The 18324-nt window shown below is 66.4% G+C and carries 20 protein-coding genes and 1 tRNA gene; 14 read left to right on the top strand and 7 right to left on the bottom strand.

The window, feature by feature from the left end:
- Positions 1 to 6: 6 nt before the first annotated feature.
- From ACZ0AE_RS08710 to ACZ0AE_RS08720, 3 genes are all read right to left on the bottom strand, one after another.
- The gene (locus ACZ0AE_RS08710) at positions 7 to 1113 is read right to left on the bottom strand and encodes a polysaccharide biosynthesis/export family protein (RefSeq protein ID WP_141058366.1); all 1107 of its coding nucleotides are present in this window, start codon (positions 1111 to 1113) and stop codon (positions 7 to 9) included.
- Between the two features lie 92 nt (positions 1114 to 1205).
- Entirely contained in the window at positions 1206 to 1535 is a 330-nt protein-coding gene (locus tag ACZ0AE_RS08715) for a hypothetical protein (protein WP_463600849.1), read from the bottom strand.
- Positions 1536 to 1653: 118 nt separating this feature from the next.
- Complete coding sequence (locus ACZ0AE_RS08720; protein ID WP_463600850.1) at positions 1654 to 2256, bottom strand: phosphatase PAP2 family protein; 603 nt, start codon at positions 2254 to 2256, stop codon at positions 1654 to 1656.
- Positions 2257 to 2414: 158 nt separating this feature from the next.
- Between ACZ0AE_RS08720 and kdsA the strand changes: the two genes are divergently transcribed.
- The 5 genes from kdsA (at position 2415) to ACZ0AE_RS08745 (ending at position 8738) form a co-directional block, all read left to right on the top strand.
- The gene (gene kdsA / locus ACZ0AE_RS08725; protein ID WP_141058363.1) at positions 2415 to 3260 is read left to right on the top strand and encodes a 3-deoxy-8-phosphooctulonate synthase; all 846 of its coding nucleotides are present in this window, start codon (positions 2415 to 2417) and stop codon (positions 3258 to 3260) included.
- Between the two features lie 126 nt (positions 3261 to 3386).
- Positions 3387 to 3463, top strand: a tRNA-Arg gene (locus ACZ0AE_RS08730).
- 638 nt (positions 3464 to 4101) lie between these two features.
- Entirely contained in the window at positions 4102 to 4584 is a 483-nt protein-coding gene (locus ACZ0AE_RS08735; protein ID WP_463600851.1) for a hypothetical protein, read from the top strand.
- Positions 4585 to 5345: 761 nt separating this feature from the next.
- Positions 5346 to 7898: a hypothetical protein gene (locus tag ACZ0AE_RS08740; RefSeq protein WP_463600852.1), complete on the top strand. Its 2553-nt coding sequence runs from the start codon at positions 5346 to 5348 to the stop codon at positions 7896 to 7898.
- Positions 7899 to 8399: 501 nt separating this feature from the next.
- On the top strand, positions 8400 to 8738 hold the full coding sequence (locus tag ACZ0AE_RS08745) for a barstar family protein (protein ID WP_463600853.1): 339 nt from the start codon (positions 8400 to 8402) through the stop codon (positions 8736 to 8738).
- On the opposite strand, the gene ACZ0AE_RS08750 is transcribed toward ACZ0AE_RS08745, so the two are convergent.
- Together ACZ0AE_RS08750 and ACZ0AE_RS08755 are read right to left on the bottom strand one after the other, a co-directional pair.
- Positions 8731 to 9855, bottom strand: coding sequence for an alpha/beta hydrolase fold domain-containing protein (locus ACZ0AE_RS08750; protein WP_463600854.1), 1125 nt, complete (start codon positions 9853 to 9855; stop codon positions 8731 to 8733). The genes ACZ0AE_RS08745 and ACZ0AE_RS08750 overlap by 8 nt on opposite strands.
- A gap of 416 nt (positions 9856 to 10271) precedes the next feature.
- On the bottom strand, positions 10272 to 10442 hold the full coding sequence (locus ACZ0AE_RS08755) for a hypothetical protein (RefSeq protein ID WP_463600855.1): 171 nt from the start codon (positions 10440 to 10442) through the stop codon (positions 10272 to 10274).
- A gap of 148 nt (positions 10443 to 10590) precedes the next feature.
- Here ACZ0AE_RS08755 and ACZ0AE_RS08760 point away from each other — a divergent pair, with 148 nt between their 5' ends.
- The 8 genes from ACZ0AE_RS08760 (at position 10591) to ACZ0AE_RS08795 (ending at position 16116) form a co-directional block, all read left to right on the top strand.
- Positions 10591 to 11754 carry a zinc-dependent alcohol dehydrogenase gene (locus ACZ0AE_RS08760; RefSeq protein ID WP_463600856.1) on the top strand — a complete coding sequence of 388 codons (1164 nt, stop codon included), beginning with the start codon at positions 10591 to 10593 and terminating at the stop codon, positions 11752 to 11754.
- Position 11755: 1 nt separating this feature from the next.
- Complete coding sequence (locus ACZ0AE_RS08765) at positions 11756 to 12733, top strand: acyl-CoA dehydrogenase (RefSeq protein WP_463600857.1); 978 nt, start codon at positions 11756 to 11758, stop codon at positions 12731 to 12733.
- On the top strand, positions 12721 to 13479 hold the full coding sequence (locus ACZ0AE_RS08770) for a PIG-L deacetylase family protein (RefSeq protein WP_463600858.1): 759 nt from the start codon (positions 12721 to 12723) through the stop codon (positions 13477 to 13479). Before ACZ0AE_RS08765 ends, ACZ0AE_RS08770 begins: the two co-directional genes overlap by 13 nt.
- Positions 13476 to 14063 (top strand): class I SAM-dependent DNA methyltransferase, encoded by a 588-nt coding sequence (locus ACZ0AE_RS08775; RefSeq protein WP_038688673.1) that lies wholly within the window; start codon positions 13476 to 13478, stop codon positions 14061 to 14063. Before ACZ0AE_RS08770 ends, ACZ0AE_RS08775 begins: the two co-directional genes overlap by 4 nt.
- Positions 14060 to 14782, top strand: a complete 723-nt coding sequence (locus ACZ0AE_RS08780; protein ID WP_038688671.1) for a glycosyltransferase family 2 protein — start codon at positions 14060 to 14062, stop codon at positions 14780 to 14782. The genes ACZ0AE_RS08775 and ACZ0AE_RS08780 overlap by 4 nt, the downstream gene beginning before the upstream one ends.
- Positions 14782 to 15051 carry a hypothetical protein gene (locus ACZ0AE_RS08785; protein WP_463600859.1) on the top strand — a complete coding sequence of 90 codons (270 nt, stop codon included), beginning with the start codon at positions 14782 to 14784 and terminating at the stop codon, positions 15049 to 15051. Before ACZ0AE_RS08780 ends, ACZ0AE_RS08785 begins: the two co-directional genes overlap by 1 nt.
- Positions 15052 to 15212: 161 nt before the next feature.
- Entirely contained in the window at positions 15213 to 15662 is a 450-nt protein-coding gene (locus tag ACZ0AE_RS08790; protein ID WP_137189345.1) for a PA2169 family four-helix-bundle protein, read from the top strand.
- Positions 15663 to 15828: 166 nt separating this feature from the next.
- On the top strand, positions 15829 to 16116 hold the full coding sequence (locus ACZ0AE_RS08795) for a hypothetical protein (RefSeq protein ID WP_038688668.1): 288 nt from the start codon (positions 15829 to 15831) through the stop codon (positions 16114 to 16116).
- Here ACZ0AE_RS08795 and ACZ0AE_RS08800 read toward each other — a convergent pair whose 3' ends face one another.
- Together ACZ0AE_RS08800 and ACZ0AE_RS08805 are read right to left on the bottom strand one after the other, a co-directional pair.
- On the bottom strand, positions 16117 to 16599 hold the full coding sequence (locus tag ACZ0AE_RS08800) for a GNAT family N-acetyltransferase (RefSeq protein WP_463600860.1): 483 nt from the start codon (positions 16597 to 16599) through the stop codon (positions 16117 to 16119). It abuts the gene before it with no gap.
- Positions 16596 to 17414, bottom strand: a complete 819-nt coding sequence (locus ACZ0AE_RS08805) for a DUF6491 family protein (protein WP_463600861.1) — start codon at positions 17412 to 17414, stop codon at positions 16596 to 16598. The genes ACZ0AE_RS08800 and ACZ0AE_RS08805 overlap by 4 nt, the downstream gene beginning before the upstream one ends.
- Positions 17415 to 17537: 123 nt before the next feature.
- Between ACZ0AE_RS08805 and ACZ0AE_RS08810 the strand changes: the two genes are divergently transcribed.
- The gene (locus ACZ0AE_RS08810) at positions 17538 to 18317 is read left to right on the top strand and encodes an AraC family transcriptional regulator (protein WP_463600862.1); all 780 of its coding nucleotides are present in this window, start codon (positions 17538 to 17540) and stop codon (positions 18315 to 18317) included.
- Positions 18318 to 18324 lie beyond the last annotated feature (7 nt).

Consider the following 18324-nt stretch of genomic DNA (forward strand, 5'->3'; position numbering starts at 1 on the left):
CCACCGTCAGTTTTCGAGATCGTTGCGCGCGCTTGCAGCGTTGCTGATGATCGAGGTGAAGGGCAGCAACTGGTTCACGAAGCGGCTCCAGCGGGTGACGCCCGCTGCGCCGACGAAGACCACGTCACCGGGAATCAGTTCGAACTGACTGGCCACGGCGAACGCGGCCGGCGACCTTGCTTCCAGGTGATACACGGTGGACGGCATGCTCTGCAGGTCCTGGGAGCCGCGAATCACGTAGACGGCGTTGCCGTTGGCCGTCGTCTGCTGCATCCCGCGTGCGCGCCCAAGGGCCTGGCTGAGCGAAATATCGCTGGTCTTGAAGCTCATCGCGCCGGGCTGGTTGACTTCGCCGACAACGAAGATCTCTTTGCGATCCAGGTACGGCACGTACAGGTGGTCGCTGGACTTCAGGAAGATGTTGGTTGCGCCACCACCTTGGCGACCGAGGCGATCCAGGTCAATGGTGTAGGTGACGCCATCGCGGGTCAGGCGCACACCGGACAGGTCAGCCTGGGTGGCGTCCAGACCGGACTGGCTGATGGCATCGCCCAGGGTGAGCGGAGTAACGGTAAGTGGAACCGTGGCCGCCTGACGCGATGCGCCGGTGACCCAGACGCGCTGGCTGGCGTAGGTCAGGATGGACACGTCCACCTGCGGCGCCTCGATATAGCGCGCCAGCTTCCTGGTGAGTTCTTCGCGGAGCTGGCTCGGCGTCATGCCGGCGGCCATTACCTTGCCCACGTAAGGATAGAAGAGCGTTCCATCGGACTGCACGGGGCGGCCAGCAGCGTTGAGCTGCTGCTGCGGGCCTGCGGGTACAGTCAGTTCGGGGTGATCCCATACTGTGATGTACAGCACGTCGCCCGCGCCGATCTGATAATCCTTGGGCTGATAACTGGTCAGCGCAGTGGGCAGGCCGGGGAGGTCGCGCGCGGCGCGGTCCATGGCGATCAGTTTCGGCGTGATCGGAATCAGCTCGATCTGGTCGTTTCCGACCGGCTGGTCATCACGTGCGAACGCGCTGGAGCGCATGTGCTGACCGGGTGCGAACATGCAGCCAGACAGGGAGAGGGCGAGTGCCAAAGTGGCGCCGAGACGCTTGCAGTCCATCGATGATTCTTCCTGGCCCTGTCGGGCAAAACAAAAACCCCCGCCGGACCTGCGCCCGGCGAGGGCGTGATGACATTGTTCCGGCTAGCGGATCAATTGGTGCCGGTGGTGCCCGTCGTACCGGTGGTGCCGGTCGTGCCCGTGGTGCCGCCCGGGCCCGGAGGCGTGGTGCCGCCGCCGTTGTTGTTGCCGGCGTCATCCTTGCTGCTGTCCGAGGCGACGCTGTAAACGACGGCCGCGACGGCGATGCCGCCACCGATGGCAGCTGCGGTGGTCAGGGTGCCGGCAGCGGCGCCGCTGGCGGTTCCGGTGCCTGCGACTTCAGCGCTCGCCACTTCTGCGCCGGGTTCAACCGGTGCTTCCTGGGCGAACACCGGGGACGACATACCCAACAGGGCCAATGCGGCAATAATCTTCTTCATTACGGGGTCTCCTACTCCGTCAGGTAAATATTTCACGCGTATGGTGGCCGCGTTCGCCCTGCAGTGTCAAGGTTAATGCGTCATTCCGCACGGCGCGCGGCCGTCGGAATTCTGGCAATCACCGGTGGGGATGATGACGTGCGAACACGCTGTCGCGTCCCGACAGTTCCGTGGCAAGGCGCACCACCAGATCGTGCGTACGCACGCTTGGCATCGTCAGCGGCATCAACAGGCCCATGCAGAGGGCAAGCACCAGGGTGCGCGGCGGCGTGGTGAACGCGGCCGGGTGCGCCGACAGCGCCGCCACAGAGGCCGCCGTTCCCAGCAGCCAGCCACCGACTACTTCGGACAGCGAGTGGGCATTGAGCGGCAGCCGCGACCACGCGATGGCGGCGGCCAGCACGACGCCTGCGACCGCCCAGCCCCGCGGTGAGCGGCACCGGCCATGTGCGGACAGGTAGGCGACGACCGGATAGATGGCCGCGCTCATGGTGGCGTGACCACTGAAGCCGGTGAAATCGAGCCGGGCCAGCCCGACGCCCCAGCCGAGGAAGGCCAGTTTTGAGGCTAGTGTCAGCGACGCCGCGATAGCCAGCGCTACCGCCCACCGCCAGCGCAGCGGCGCGCTCGCGGCCGGTGCGACGAGCATCAGGGTCAGTCCCAGCGGCAGCAGCCAGCGGCTGTCGCCGAGCTGGGAAAGATGGACCCACAAAGAAGACATCCGGTCACGTGAGGCGGGGGAGAGGGGGCAGCATAGGGCAGGCGGGCTGTGCCGATGCTGAGCCGGATAGCCGCCTGCATGTTCGATCGCGGCCGTGCGGCCTAGAATGGCGCATTGTCCGGGCCGCGTCCCGGCGCACAACGCCCCAGGAGTCTTGAATGAACGTTACCGTTGCAGAAGGTGTAGTGGTCGGGAATCGCCTCCCGTTCGTGCTGTTTGGCGGCTTGAACGTGCTGGAAGACCTGGATTCGACCCTGCACGCGGCCGAACACTTCACCACGGTAACGGCCAAGCTGGGCATCCCGTACGTGTTCAAGGCCTCGTTCGACAAGGCCAACCGCTCGTCGATCGCGTCCTACCGCGGCGTCGGCCTTGAAGAGGGGCTGCGCATCTTCGAGGAGGTCAAGCGTCGTTTCGGCGTGCCGGTGATCACAGACGTGCACGAAGTGGCCCAGGCTGCCCCGGTGGCCGAGGTTGTCGACGTGCTGCAGATTCCGGCCTTCCTGGCCCGTCAGACCGACCTGGTGGCGGCCATTGCCCGGACCGGCCGCGCGGTCAATATCAAGAAGCCGCAGTTCCTCAGCCCCACGCAGATCAAGCACATCGTGTCCAAGATCCGCGAGGCCGGCAATGAGAACATCATCCTGTGCGAGCGCGGCTCGCAGTTCGGCTACGACAATCTGGTCGTGGACATGCTGGGCTTCCGCGAGATGATCGAGTCCACCGGCGGCCTGCCGGCGATCTTTGACGTGACCCACAGCCTGCAGCGCCGCGACGCGGGCAGCGAAGCCTCGGGTGGCCGCCGCCGCCAGGTGGCCGAGCTGGCCCGTTCGGGCATGGCGCTGGGCTTGGGCGGGCTGTTCCTTGAGGCCCACCGTGACCCGGACCACGCACGCTGCGATGGCCCCAGCGCGCTGCCGCTGTCGGCGCTGGAGCCGTTCCTGGCCCAGATCAAGGCGCTGGACGAACTGGTCAAGGGCTTCCCGGAACTGGATATCCGCTGAGGCGGCCTGCCAGCATTCGGCGGCGACGGCCTTGGTCCCGTCGCTGAATGTGGGTATCCTTGATGGCTGCACGCCGAACTGGCGCGTGCAGTCAGCGGTCTGGCGGGTATTTTCCGCTCCGCACTTGGCCCCGTAGCTCAGCTGGATAGAGCGTCCCCCTCCTAAGGGGAAGGTCGCCCGTTCGAATCGGGCCGGGGTCACCATATTTCAAGCACTTACGCGATGTTGCACGCCTGCAATCGCCGTGTGCGCGTAGAAAATGTGCCGAAGGTGGTGAAGACTCCCGCCGACACCCGCAGACTTGGCATCCGCTGAGCTCAGCCAAGGCAGCCATAGCAGGTGCGCTCAATGGCATCTTTCGCCACTGCCCGGACTTTATTCGGCTGCCGCCGTTCTCGTCGGGGTGGGTCTGGACCAGTAGCCGACCCGCAACCACGTTCGAGGAATGCCCGAGCTCGACTTCTACCCTGTTCAACTAAAGCAGATCTCCACGAAAGGGAATCTTAATAACCACACTCCCATTCGTGTGGCCGAGTACATTCCAGGTTTGGATGCCCCAGATGATAGGGGTTTCCCTGCTCGTTTTTCCGGTTTTACTCCGATGTCTTAATGGTCCACTTTGCCCGCCGGATCCTAAGTTACCCCGTCGCTTTGTTTGGCGTCGTACAGGTGGGGCGGTAAGGGCGTGGCGCGAGCAACTGCGTCGAGGGTAGACAAACTGCGCCGTATTTAGCTTTTACGCTCAGAATGCCAATCTCGTCATATTAGCGCCCGGAAAGGCTGGATAGACTCAGCCGGCACGCATGATGCGTGCACTACGCCAATTCCGAGGACGATAGTCATGTTGAAAGGATTTACACCTCTCGCCGCAGCTGCGCTGTGCCTGCTTGGCCTGTCCGCCTTCGCCCAAGACGCCGCAGCGGGTCAATGGGTCGACAGCGGCAGAACCGCGTACTTCAGACAGAGCGCTTACATCAGCGCTTTTGACTACACCTGCAACGCCGGCCAGAATCCTATCAGTGGTTTTCCAGGCAGCTGCCCCAACGATCCGGCCAGTGGCTGGACGGCCAACTATGACGTCTCCAGCGCAGAGGCCAATAGTCAGCGCATGGCCTGCAACCACAATCCGTACCAGATCGGCTCGACTTGCTACGGCATTGCTTATGCGATCAACGGGAACGCCTACGCCGGTGATCTGCCGGCCGCGTGCAACGTCGGCGCGCGCACAGTGGTCTATTTCTCCCTCATGGAAACCGTCGCGATCCAGTACGAAGAGCTCGACTTGAACATAGTCGAATCGGCGACAGAGTACGTCTGCCAGTAAACCGGTAGCAGAACGCCGCCGCCGAGCGCGACGGCGTTCTGCTCCCCTGACCGTCTGTACGGCGGACCAGTTACGGCCAGTCGCCGAATCTGAAAACCCGACCCGTAGCCTGCGCGCAGTGTTGATCTCTAAGTTCTTCGGAAGCTTGATCTGCACCATGGCCGGCGCAGCAGATGAGATCCGGAGGATACGTCGGAAGGTAGCCAGTGCCGGCGAGGCAATACCCCCACCGGCTGCGTTCTTTGCTGCGACAGAGAAAGCGAAGCCGTGGCCAATTCGATGCTTCACGACGAAAGTCGGCGCACTCCTCGGCCGGAGGGTGATTCGCGCTGATGGTCAGCGGGCTCGCGGCCTTGCTCGCGGCGCATCTGAGCACTCTAATGAGCTCCTATTTTGGTGGCTTGGCATCTGAGCGCCGTGGTGTTTGGCCCACTATTGGCGGACGAGGAGCATCATGTCTTCTGCGGTATGGCGTGCTACCCACGGAGGTCATCTCGACTCCTCCAAACGAGGGGCGAGCATTCCATCTGGCGCATCGCGGGCGTCATGGCGCTCTACTCTCCAAGCGCGAACAGGCCTCGGTTTCAACAATAAGCCACTGCTTGGCCCCCGCGTAGAGGTGCGCGCTGGGGCAGTAGCGCTAATCCGCTGATCAGCTGCCATCTTGTAAACTCGCCGGCCGGACCAGACCTCAGGCGCGACACGCGACCTACAGAGCTGGATGGAACCACCGGGCTTCGCTGCACCTTTCCTACGTAGACATGGACGACATCGTGGACTTGATTTCTTCCTACTCGCGCTTCTATGCGCTCCCGCTTACCGAGCAGATCGTTGCGGCGATCACGGCCGATTTCGCTTCGTTGGATGTCCCCGATCTGGTCCACGCGCACCTGGGCAACAATCCGCGGTACTTCGGCGGCATCGACAAGACGCTTTCCGGCTTCGTCGTGCTCGACGACGAGGGCGACAACTACACCCTGCTGGACCTCCGGGGAGGCGGTCAGGTGTGGTGGCAGGACCACGAGACCCGGCTGGTGGAACCGCGTTTCGCCAGTCTGGCCGATTACCGGGCCTTCCGGGCGCGGATGTCGGAAAAGGAACTGGAGTTGGACGAGCTCGACGAGTGGGACGTCGGCGACGACAGGGAGGATGCAGAGGCCGCGCTGTTGCACGAGTACGCATGGACGCCCTCTCCGCAGGACGGCGGCACCGCCGGCCTGCTCACGCGCTACCAGTGGGTGATGCAGGCGCTTTCGCAGGCGGCCTGCGACAACCAGGGCCAACCGTTGCAGGGCCCGGATGAACTGGGTGCCGAAGCGTTCAACCTTTATCTGAGCACGTTCCCCACCAAGGAACACGAACAGCGCGAGTTCGAGGCAGCACTGCCCTTACTGAGCGGGGACGTGCACCTCGCCGTTTACTGGCTGCTGCACACGCGACTGCTCGGCCAGGATGCGCGCCTTGCGCAGGTGCTGGAGCAGGTCGCCGAGGTGGCTACGCCATTGCTGCGCGCATTCGTGGCCACCTTCGGGACAATGGCTGACGACGCAGACCTGCCGGTCGTCCCCGATTTCCGCCACCGCCGCGCACGCATGCTGGTGTGGGCGCAGATCGACGCCAAGGCGCCGGTTGCGCAGCGTCTGCGGGCGCTTGCCGTATCGCCAAAGTCGGTAGGGGCCATGGTTCTGGATCACATCGACAGCGCGCTGGAGCGCGATGCCGACGCACTGGACCCGGCGGCCACCCTGCAGGCGCTGGATCGGATCACCGACACCGATGCCCCGGCGACATGGGCTCTGCGCGCGCGCATGCAACTGTGTCTGGGCGAGGACGCAGGCGGGGCTGCGGACGCGGCCACGCAGTTGCTCGCCGCGTCACCGACGGCGCACTGGCAGGTCCTTGCCATCCTGCACCCTGTTCACCAGGCCATCAGCGATGGTCGCGCGCTCCTGACCGTCGTTCAGCCGTTGCTGGCATGGGACGACCTGATGCTGCGCGTACTGGATATGGCCGAGCACGCGCAACGGTTGCTTGGCGACGCGGAGCCGGCGCTCAGTGTCGAGGCGCTGGCTGGCAACCGTCGCCTGGCTGAGGACCTGCTCACCATCTGGGATGCGCCTGACTTCGCCGAGGGCGTCGCCCAAGCCGCTCCGGCCACGCGCGATGCAATGGCCATACGCCTGGCACGGCGCCCGGACCTGGCGGACGACGATGATGCGCGGCGATGGGCAATCGGCCATCTGCTCGACAGCACGCTGCCGACGCGGATGGAGCTGGTGCAGCGCGCCTTGCCGCAATTGAGCGGAGAACTGCAGGCGTCGCTGTTGCCGGAACTGTGCCGCAGCGTCACCGATGCTGGCGGCGCACTGGTCCCCCTGCTGGTCGCGATGATCGGAGAGCCGCCTGCCAATGGTTATCTTGCGGAACTGGACGCCGATGACCGGGTTGACGCCATCCTGGTGGGTCTGCGCGCTTTCTGGAGTGACGCGCGCCTGTTCGAGTCGCTGATGGCCCTGTTGAACGCCTCGCCGCTCAACAGCGTGCTGACCGATCGGGTCGGCGAGGACATCAAACGCCTGCGGGACGTGCTGGACACGACCCAGCGCCAGCGTCTGTTCCACTGGGCCTTGGCACGCATGCAAGCCCGCGCGGCAGTGCTTGCGCCTGACAACAGCGACGACCACCCGGCAAGGCGCGTACTGGAGGCAATGACGTCTGTGGACATGACCGCCACCATCCGCATCGCGCTGGAAGACGCGTCGGCCGCCATGCAGCGGGGCGAGCATGCGCACAAGCAAGCACTCGATATGCTGTACGTCAGTCTGGGCAGAATGGACCCGCAAGCATCGGGCAACACCGCTTACCTGTTCTCGCGTCTGTGGGACGAGAGGGGCCTTCCGCGCGGGCTGTGTTTCGCGTTGTCCGAGTGCTGGACGCCCGCATTGCATGACCAGGTCCTGGAGCGCCTTGGCGCGCAGCCGTCCATCGCCGCCGCTGCCCTCTACTGCGCAAGTCATGGCTGGGAAAGCCGCCACAGCGAAACGCTGGACGTCGCCGAGCGGGTTCTGGCCTGGCCGCTACCGGACGACGCGACCGAGCGCGGGTTGCTCAAGTATGTGCTGCTGATGGGCTGTGTTGCTGCGCTTTCGCTGAAGAAGCACGCGCAGGTGCGTATGCTCTATCCGCCCGCAAGCGCCATCGACGCTACTGCGTATAAGGTGGGCGCGCACACCACCACCGTGTTCGACCCGTTCGCGGACAGTGCTTTGCAGGCCAAGTTGCGCGGCGCGCTGGGTGGCGAGAAAGGGCAATAGCAGACTGCAGTGCTGGCCCGGCTTGAGGGCGCAGGCGCTTGGGGCATGTCCGTCGCCGGACGTGCCCCAAAGCGGCTGGAAGAGGTTATTCCCGCCTGCGTAAGAAGTCGTCAAACACCACGCTGCTGATGGCCTGTCTCGCCTGTCTCGCCTGTCTCGCTTTGCAGCCTGGGCAGCGCATCGCAATGCCACCGGGCACTGCCAGCAGTGTTGATTCGTCCGCCGCAGTGAAGTGGTGGTTGCACTTGAGGCAAGACGCGGTCACGGAAGTGACACGCGCTGCGCGATCGCTGGAGAGCTCGCGATCGCCAGCAACTTCAATCAGATGGAAGACACCTGTGGAGGACATCGTTGGCTGATCCATCGTGTTGCTGAAGGAGTAGACGCAAGTAGACCAGTGCAGGTGAACTGCGCCGGTGCAGTCATGGTCAACGTCAGGTGTAGAGCGGAACTCGCCGCCACTGCTCTAGACTATCGGCCTTAATCTCCAGGACGGAGCACATGCAGGCATTGAACATTGGCGCCACGATCCGCCTGGATCTCACTCCGGTCACAAGCTGGGACGAATACCACGATGCCTTCGTTGCAGCTTTCGGCCTGCCGGCATTCTATGGCCGCAACGGCCATGCGCTGCTTGACTGCCTGTCCTCCCTGCGCGACCCCGACGCAGGGATGAGCCGGGTGGTGGTAGCGCCCGGGGAGGTCGTTCTGGTGCAAGTGGATGGCCTGGCCGCCATGCCGCGCGAGCTGCGCGAGTCCTTCATCATGACGCTGGAACTGCTCAGTGAGCGTTGCGCGGCGCGCGAACAGTCGTCGCCCATTGTCCTCATGATCATCTAGGCGCAGCTGCCGCTGCAGGGGAGGGGCGGCTGGCGGGCAGCGCCGTTCCAAGATGCTTCGCAAAGAACCGCGCCATCACCCGATACGCCTGCTGGCTTTCCGGCAGCTTGGCATCCAGATGGAACGCGTGCCCCAGCCCCTCCCACACATGCAGGTCCGACACGCGCTCCAGATCGACCAGCCGGCTGTGCATGTAGGACACATTGCTCAGCTCCGCCGCGCGGGTGCCGGTGATGAACAGCGTGGGCGGAAACTGCGCCAGCAGCGGTTCGGAAAACACCGGCGACACCAGCGGGTCGCGGAAGTCGACGTCGCCGTAGTAGAGGTCCTCCATGATGGGCAATGTGCCGTCGGCATGGGGCAGCAGGGCGTCGTTGATCGCGGCCATGACGTAGCGCGAGTCCCCGCCGTAACGCGCATCGCCGCCCGCGCAGAACAGGCCGGCAGCGCCTGGCATGGGCAGCTTCTCCTTCGCGAACCAGGCCAGTGATTCGCCGGTGAGCACGCCACCTGCCGAGCAGCCGAAGATGCCGATGTGCGCGGCGGGCAACCGCGCCAGTGCCGCCCGGTACACCGCCGCGACATCCTCGCTGGCCGCAGGGAAGCGGTGCTCGGGGCCCTGGCGATACTCCACGGCAAGTACGGTCATGCCCGTCATCGCCGCCACCGGGATCGCCTCGAGCAGGCCCAGGCTGTCGGCGCGTCCGAACACAAAGGCGCCGCCATGCAGTTCGATCAGCAGGCGTTGGTTCGCGGGGTCAGCCGGTGCACTGCGTGGCTGCACGCGCACCACCGGAATGCCGCCCCAGGTTTCGTGATGCAGCTCCATCGCGAAGCGTTTGCGCAGTTCGGCGATCTCGCCATACGCCCATTGGTCGGTCCCCTTGCGGATACTGTCCAGCTGCGCAAGGACCGCAGCATTGTCCAGCTTGGCCGTGGGATCGCCGTGGATCACTGCGCTGCGTACGCTGTCCTGCGCCTGCGGGCTGAGATAGGGCGACACCGGCAATGCGAAGCTGGGCACCTGGCGCACGCCGTCAGTAGGCGCTGCGGCGTGCGCGCCGGGGGCCAGCAGCAGGCACAGCGGAAGCGCCGACATCCATTTCGAAACAGCCATGTGCACGGTCCACGTTGCGGGAATGCGGCACAGGATAGCGCCCGGCGTGGCCTCGTACTAAGCGTCACCGTGTCGATACGTGCACGGTGCCGTCGCCGGTTGTTGACGCGCTACCGGCGATGCTCTGCCATCCCACCCGTTGGAGCTACCCGATGAACGCATCGTCGCATTCGCCGCCCGGCGCGCCCCCCACGCCCACGCCAGGGTCGCCTGTTGCGCCGCCGGTGGAAGTGCCGGTGAGCCCGGAACCGCCGGTGCAGGAGCCGCCTGCCGAAGCACCGCCCCAAGGTGATCCTCCCGCGCAGGTCCCGCCACTCGAGGCGCCGCCTGAAGGCGATCCGACCCCTGCAGCGCCGCCGGTGGAAGCGCCGCCGGCCTCACCGCCTGGGCAGCAGTAGTACGACGGGTGGCCTGCCTCAGTCCTTCGATGGGGGCGCCTCGTAGTCGGCCGGGGTGACCTTGCCGTCGTCCTGTTCCGGCATGTCCTTGTCCTTCCACCGGGCGTCGTCATTGCGGACCTTGTCCGGCGTGAACGCCTTCTGCTGATCGTCTTCGGGCGTGCCGCGTGGGTGGGTGGGTATGTTCATTCGCTGACTCCTGTGCGGGTGGAACCCGAGCATCCTGCGGCCCGGGTGAACGTCCCGTCGCCCTCCCTCAACATGGCGCACACGGTTGAGTCACCCGACCGGTACGCGGCACGGCGTAGCAATGGTGCATCCCTCACTGGAGCAGAATATGCGCGCTTTGACCTACCACGGCAGCAAGGACGTCCGTGTCGACACCGTCCCCGATCCGGTGCTGGCGGCTCCCGACGACCTGATTCTGCGCGTGACCGCCACGGCGATCTGCGGCTCGGACCTGCATCTGTATCGCGGCAAGATCCCCGACCTGCACAGCGGCGACGTGCTGGGCCATGAGTTCATGGGCATTGTCGAAGAGGTCGGCAGCGGTGTGAGCGACCTTCGCCCGGGTGATCGTGTGGTGATCCCGTTCGTGATTGCCTGTGGCGCCTGCTTCCATTGCCGTCTTGCCGAGTTCGCCGCGTGCGAAACCACCAACAGCGGCAAGGGGGCGGCGACCAATCAGAAGGGCATCCGTCCGCCGGCGGCGCTGTTCGGTTACAGCCATCTGTATGGCGGCGTGTCGGGTGGGCAGGCCGAGTTCGTGCGCGTACCCAAGGCCAATGTGGGTCCGTTGCGGATTCCGGACGGGCTGTCCGACGAGCAGGTGCTGTTCCTGTCGGACATCCTGCCCACCGGCTACCAGGCGGCGATCAATGCCGGGGTCAAGCCCGGCTCCAGTGTGGCGATCTTCGGCGCAGGGCCGGTTGGCCTGATGAGCGCGGCGTGCTGCCGCCTGCTGGGGGCGGAGACCATCTTCATGGTCGATCACCTGGCGTACCGCCTCGACTTCGCGCAACGCACCTACGGGGTGACGCCGATCGACTTCACGCGCGTCGATGATCCGGCCGAATACATCGTCACCCAGACCAACGGACGCGGCGTGGATGCCACCATCGAGGCAGTCGGGTTTGAAGCCGAGGGCAGTGCGCTCGAGTCGGCGTTGACCACGCTGAAGGTGGAAGGCAGCAGTGGCGTGGCGATCCGCCAGTGCATCGCGGCCACGCGTCGCGGCGGCACCGTGAGCATTCCCGGCGTGTATGCCGGCTTCGTGCACGGCTTCCTGCTCGGCGATGCCTTCGACAAGGGGCTGACCTTCAAGATGGGCCAGACCCACGTTCAGAAGCTGATGCCGGAGCTGCTCGACCATATCGCAGAAGGCAATCTCGATCCGGGGGTGATCGTCACCCACCGCATGCCGCTGGAAGAGGCGGCCAAGGGCTACGAGATCTTCGACCGCAAGCAGGAGGATTGCCGCAAGGTGATCCTGACGCCCTGACATGGGTACGGTGAGCAACATCGCCACGCCGCGTACGGAAACGCCTGCCTTGGTGCAGCACGCGCAGGCATGGCTGGCCCGCCATCCCGCGCTGCCGCTGCCGGGGGCGGGCGACACGCTGGGGCGCTGGCGGCTGTTGGCGCAGATCGGGGCGCAGGATCTATGCCTGGCCAAGCTGCTGGAGGCGCACTATGACGCCGCGGCGATTCTGCATGAACTTGACGCCCCGCCGCTGGCTACCGGGGAACTGGCGGCGGTATGGGCCGCCGAAGGACCGGCGGCGACGCTGGCCTTCGATGCCGGCAGCAGAACGCTGAGTGGCGCCAAACCGTGGTGCTCGGGTGCCGATTGGGTGGGCGCGGCGCTGGTGACGGTGCGGGTGGACGGGCACTGCCGGCTGTTGCGTGCGGACCTGCGACAGGCGCGCCTGAAGTGCGACACCCAAGCCTGGCAGGCCACCGGCATGGAGCGCATCCCCAGCGCTACCGCGCATTTCGAGCGGGTGCCGGCCGTGGAGATCGGGGCGGCCGACGCCTACCTGCAACGCCCCGGTTTCTGGCATGGCGGCGCGGGTATCGCCGCGTGCTGGTTCGGGGCGGCAACGGCATTGGCCGCGCCGCTGCGGTGCTCGCCCAAGGCGGGTGAACCGGGCGTGGCAGCCGGGCTGCTGGGCCAGGTCGACATGAGCCTGTCCGCGTGCGCGGCGCTGCTGCGTGAGCTGGCGGACTTGATCGACGCCGCCCCCACACACGCCCACATGACCGAAGTGGTGAGGGTGCGCAGCGTGGTGGAGCGCGCTTGCGTGCAGACCCTGGATCTGGTCGCGCGGGCGCTTGGGCCGGGGCCCATGTGCATGGACCCGGAGCACGCGCGGCGCTGGAGCGACCTGACCGTGTTCATCCGCCAGAGCCACGCCGACCGCGACTGGCAGCAGCTGGGCATGGACTGCCATCGCGAGGGGCGGGCATGGACGTTGTAACGCGCCACATTGCCGGCGACGGCGTCAGCGAGGCACAGTGGCAGGCGTGCGCGTGGCTGGATGCGCTGCCGGTGGGCGATGCCGCCACGTTGCTTGCGGGCCATGCACGGCTGGTAGTGGTGTCGCCGCACCCGGACGACGAAGTGCTCGCCTGCGGCGGACTGATGGCCGCTACCCAGGCGCTTGGGCTGCCGGTGGTGGTCATGTCGGTTACCGATGGTGAGGCCTGCTATCCCGGTCAGTCGGCGTGGCCACCGCGCCGGCTGCGTAGCACGCGCCAGCAGGAACTCGCGCGTGCATTGGACTGCCTCGGCCTGGCCGATGGTGTCCATCACGCGTTCCACATGGATGACGGTGCCGTAGCCGGTAGCGAAGCAGCGCTGGCGGCGCGCCTGCTGGCGTTGCTGCGCGCCGATGATCTGGTGCTGGGGCCGTGGCGCCTCGATGCACATCCCGACCACGAGGCAGTGGGCCGCGCCTGCGCGCTCGCGGCCGCATCACGTGGCTGCACGCTGCGCGAATTCCCGGTGTGGGGCTGGCATTGGCTGGATCCGCACGACGTATCGCATGCCTGGGCGTCCGCGACGCGCGTCCCGCTGAGCGCCCAGCTGATGCAGCGCAAGCGCGCGGCCATCACCCAGTTTTCGACCCAGCTTGGCGCGGTGGACGGGCTGGACTGCGACCCCATCCTGCCACCCACGGTGGTGCAGCGTTTCGAGCGTGACTACGAGGTGTTGATTGGATGAACACGACCGCCTACTTCGACGCGCTCTACCAGCAGGACGACCCGTTCGCGTACCGCACCCGCTGGTACGAGGCGCGCAAGCGTGCCCTGACCCTGGCCAGCCTGCCACGGGCCCACTACCTGCGCGGCTGGGAGCTGGGGTGCTCCAACGGGGTGCTCACCGCCGCACTCGCGCCGCGCTGCGCGCAGTTGCTGGCCACCGACCTGAGCGAAGAGGCGGTGAGCGCGGCGCGCGTTTCCTTGGCCGCACAGTCACATGTGCAGGTCGAGCGTGCCGAGCACCCGCGTCAGTGGCCCGATGGCACGTTCGACCTGATCGTGTTCAGCGAGCTGGGCTATTACCTGGACCCGCCCACAATGCAGGCGATGGCGGCACGGCTGGCCACGTCGCTGGACGCGCAGGGGGTGCTGATTGCCTGCCACTGGCGGCCGGACTTTGCACAGGCCAGGTGCTCGGCCGCGTTCGTGCATGCCCAGTTGGACGCGTTGCTGCCGCGGGCGTTCTCCTGGTGCGATGCGGACATGCTGCTGCAGGGCTGGTCGCGCGACACCCGCTCGGTTGCCGAGCACGAGGGGCTGCGATGATCGCGGCGATCGTACCGGCGCACAACGAGGAGCGGCTGATCGGTCCCTGCCTGCAGGCGTTGCAGGCGGCCGCGCAGCATCGCGCCCTGGCCGGCGAAGACGTGCGGATCATCGTGGCCCTGGACCGCTGCAGTGACGCCACGGCGGCGATATGCCGACGTTTCGGGGTACAGGTCGTACGGGTCGAGGCGGGCTGTGTGGGGGTGGCGCGTGCAGTGGCCAGCGATCACGCCCTGGCACAGGGCGCGCGATGGATCGGCTGCACCGACGCCGACAGTCGCGTGCCGGCCGATTGGCTGGTGAAACAGGTGCAGTGCGGTGCCAGCGCTTTCTGCGGGGTGGTGACTGTGGACGATTGGCAGGACTATGCGCCGACCGTGCAGCGAGCCTTCGGGGCCAGCGAGCAGGCACGGGACGGCCACCTGCACGTGCACGGGGCGAACATGGGCTTCAGTGCCAGCGCCTACCGCGACAGCGGCGGATTTCTTCCCCTGGTGACCGGCGAAGACGTCGCCCTCATTGCGGCCATCCAGGCCAGTGGCGCGCGCGTGGCCCGCCTTGCCACGCCACAGGTGGTAACCAGCGCCCGCCGTCATGCGCGGGCGGTGAACGGATTCAGCGACTTCCTGCGGCGGCTGGAAGCACAGCTGTGCGGCAACGCGGATCCGCCCGAAGCAGTGCTCGCTGGCAGCGCGACCAAACCAGCGGCTGCGTGCTGATGGCAGCGGTGGATCTGCTCGGCTGGGCGGCGACCGGCATCCTGGTGGCGACGCTGTGGCGTCAGATCTGGAAACAGTGGCACGCGCCCGACAGCGAGGCGGTGTCCACCTGGTTGTTCGTCGGGCAGATCAGTGCCTCAGTGCTGTTCATTCTGTACAGCATTGCGTTGCAGTCCTGGGTGTTCGTGGTCACCAACAGCCTGGTGCTGGGCACCGCGGTAGCCGGGCAGGTGCTGGCGCGCGTGAAGCAACGTCGCGACGTGTCGTGAAGACGCAATCGCATGGCGAACACGCGATGGAAACAATCGCAACGCGCCGTCGATACGTCACTGAACCGCTTGTTTTCAGTGTCACGCCGACTTCATTGGCGATGCGGAAAAGTGGATCCACCCAAGCACGGGCAAGCCCGAAACTTCAGGAGCAGATCGCAGTGACTACCGAAACCAAGACCACGCACACCTTGAATGACCTGATCGAAATCGCCCGCGACGGCAAGGATTTCTACACCGAGGCGGCCGGCAAGGTGAAGGACGCAGAACTGTCTGCGCTGTTCACCCGCATCGCCGGGGTGAAGGACGAACTGGTCCGCTCGCTCAGCGCCACGGTGGTGGCCGCCGGTGGCAAGCCGGCCGACCACGGCACGGTGGTGGGGTCGATGCAGCAGTTCTACGGCAAGGTCCGCGCCACCTTGGGCGACACGCAGTACGGTTATGTGGCTGAACTGGAGGAATCCGAGGATCGCCTGCTGAAGGCGTTCAAGGACACCCTCACCGACAGCGACACCACCCCGGCCGCGCGCCAGGAAGTGCAGCGGCTGCTGCCGCAGGTGCAGGAATGCCATGCGGTCATGCGCGACCGCAAGCATGCAATGAAGCACTGACCGCAGGGCATCGCGGCGCCTTGATCGGCGCCGCATGAACACGCGCAGTGCACCGCGCAGACAGCCCCGGTACGCCCGGGGCTGTCTGCGTCTGGCGGCCGAACGCCGCCGTACGGGGGGTGGGGATTTGGTGCATACTCGATCGAAAGGGCTGACTGGATCTGTTATGGAACACATGCGTTGGCTGACGCTTCGGCTTGGCAACAATCAATCCATCGGACCGAAGGTGCTGTCGGACCTGTGGTCCAATGCCTGCGAAACGAACCAGTCGTCGGTGACCCGCGACACGATGCCGGGCAAGTCCACGTCCTATGCGCTGCATGCGCCGTTGTCGCTGGCGTATCCGAAGCGCGCCGAGCTGCGCATGCGCAAGCTGTTGGAAGAGGCCGGTTACACCTTCACGCTGGGGTCGCTGGCCGATCGCCCGGCCCCGCAGCCGCTTCGCGTGCGCTGATCACGGCGGCGCGAGCCGCCGGACCATGATGCGCACCGGAAACCCGCCGGCATGCACGATCGATTCCAGCGGCATCCAGCCGAGCCGGCGGTACAGGCCGCCATCATCGGCTTCGGTCTGCAGATAGACCTCGCGCACGCCTTCGCTGGCGGCGCGCGCCATCAGGTCGTTGATCAGGGCCTCGGCGATGCCCTTGCCGCGTTGCGCGGCATCCACGTAGACGCCCCCCAGCCAGTGAAGACGTTCCGGGCGTTCCGCACGTTCATGGAACTTCAGCTGTGCGGCCGCGACAGGGTGATCGTCCTGCATCGCGATCAACAGCATCGGCAGGGCGTCGGGCTGCAGGAACACCTCCAGCCGTTCGCACTCGTCGGCCAACGTCCGGCCGGGCACGTGGTGCCCCCACTGCTGGAAGTACCAGGCCGCGACCTGTGGCAACAGCTGGGGCCGATCACTCAGGGTGACCCGAAGCAGGGCGGTCACGACGCGGCCGGGTAGACGGCGAGGATCGCGCAGCGGGACAGGGTACGGTTGATGGGCGGTTCCGGCAGGGGCCCACGTTCGGAAATCGCGACCAGGATGGGGTCCACCGTGGGGATCACTTCCAGCCGGTCGCCCGGGTGCCCACAGATCACGCCGGTATTGAAACCGGAATGGAAACGCACCTGTGGCGAGTGCACCAGCTCGCAGGATGACGCCACTTCGATGATGTAGCGGCGGTGGCCACCGGAGTATCGGGGGTTGGTTTCCACGGTGACGCCCTGCGGGCTGTCGCTCCAGCTGCGCACATGGCGGGTGCTGAAGCAGTACGACGGTGAACCGCGGAAGGTGCGCCGCTGCTCGGTGACATTCACCTCGCCCAGCGTGACCGGGCGCGCAACGCCGCTCTGCTTTGCCTGCTGTGCAAATTCGCGGCGGCTGATGCGGTCCACCGCGGTGATGGTGCAGGTTGTGTCGCCGGCGACGACCCGCTCATCGCCGGTGCCGCAGACCCAACTGTCGACAGCGGCAACGCGCGGGTCTTCGGCGGCGAGCAGTCCCGGGCAGGCAGCATTGAAGCGCAGCCGCCACGGTGACTGGTGGCGGTCGAGCAAGGTGATGCTGTCGGGGCTGCTCTGGTTCATCTCCAGCAGGCCCTTGGCGTCCATGCACTGCGGGCCCGGCGCAGTACGCGCGGCGGACACTGGGGCAGAGGATTCGGCGTGGGCAGTGGTCAGGGGAAGCCCCACGGCCAGGATCGCAAGCAGGGCCGGAAACCGGCGGCGCTGCCGCACAGGCGGAATGGAAGGGGACGTCACGGCATGCACTCCTTGCTGACTGGACGGTCCCGACTATAGCACCGGCCCGCGCGGCCCTTGTTGCACCGGGCACAGGGGGCGCGCAGACTCCTCCTTCCCCCGGGTTCCGTACTGTCTTCGGCCATGTCCACCGCTGCCTTCAACCTGCGTCGCTACGGCCGCACGTCCAGCGTGGACCGGCATGACTTCGCGCAATGGGTGGTGCCGCTGCAGGGCGAACTGACGTTCGAACTGGAGGGGTGCGGCGCACGCCTGGACGTGTGGCAGGGCGCCTTCGTGGCGCCGTCGGCAGGGCACGCGCAATGCGCGCTGCAGGACGATCACTTCCTGATCGTGGATTGCCCGGCTGCGCTGCTGGATGACGACACCGTGGAGCGCCTGGCGCGGCACCCGGTGCTGGCATTGCCTGCGCCCGTACGTGCGATGGCGCGCCGTGTCAGCGCGGCGGGCACCGGCCAGATCGACCCTGCGGTAGTGGCGCGTGAGATGCCGCTGCTGCTGGAGGCCTTTTCGCTGGCTGGCAGTGCCACCCGCCTGCAAGCGGTATGCGCGCGCATTGAACGCCAGCCCGGTCAGGCCTGGCCGGTGGAGCGCATCGCGGCCGAGGTAGGCGTGAGTGGCAGCCGAGTGCACGCGTTGTTCCGGCACGCGTTCGGCCTCAGCCCGCAGGCCTGGTTGAGCAGCTGCCGTCTGCGCTGGGCGCGCTGGCCAGTTGGCCGGCACCGACCTGGCCATCGCGCAGATTGCCCAGCACGCGGGCTACTCCGAACAGAGTGCGTTGACCCGGGCACTGCGCCGCGAATGGGGCATGAGCCCGGCCGAATACCGGCGCCGGCAGCGGCAGTAGCCTGGGTCAAGACCGCCGCTGTGCCGATGCCTACACTGGCGCCTTGTTTCGGGTAGCGGTGCA

This window comes from Stenotrophomonas sp. AC248 (assembly GCF_979258185.1).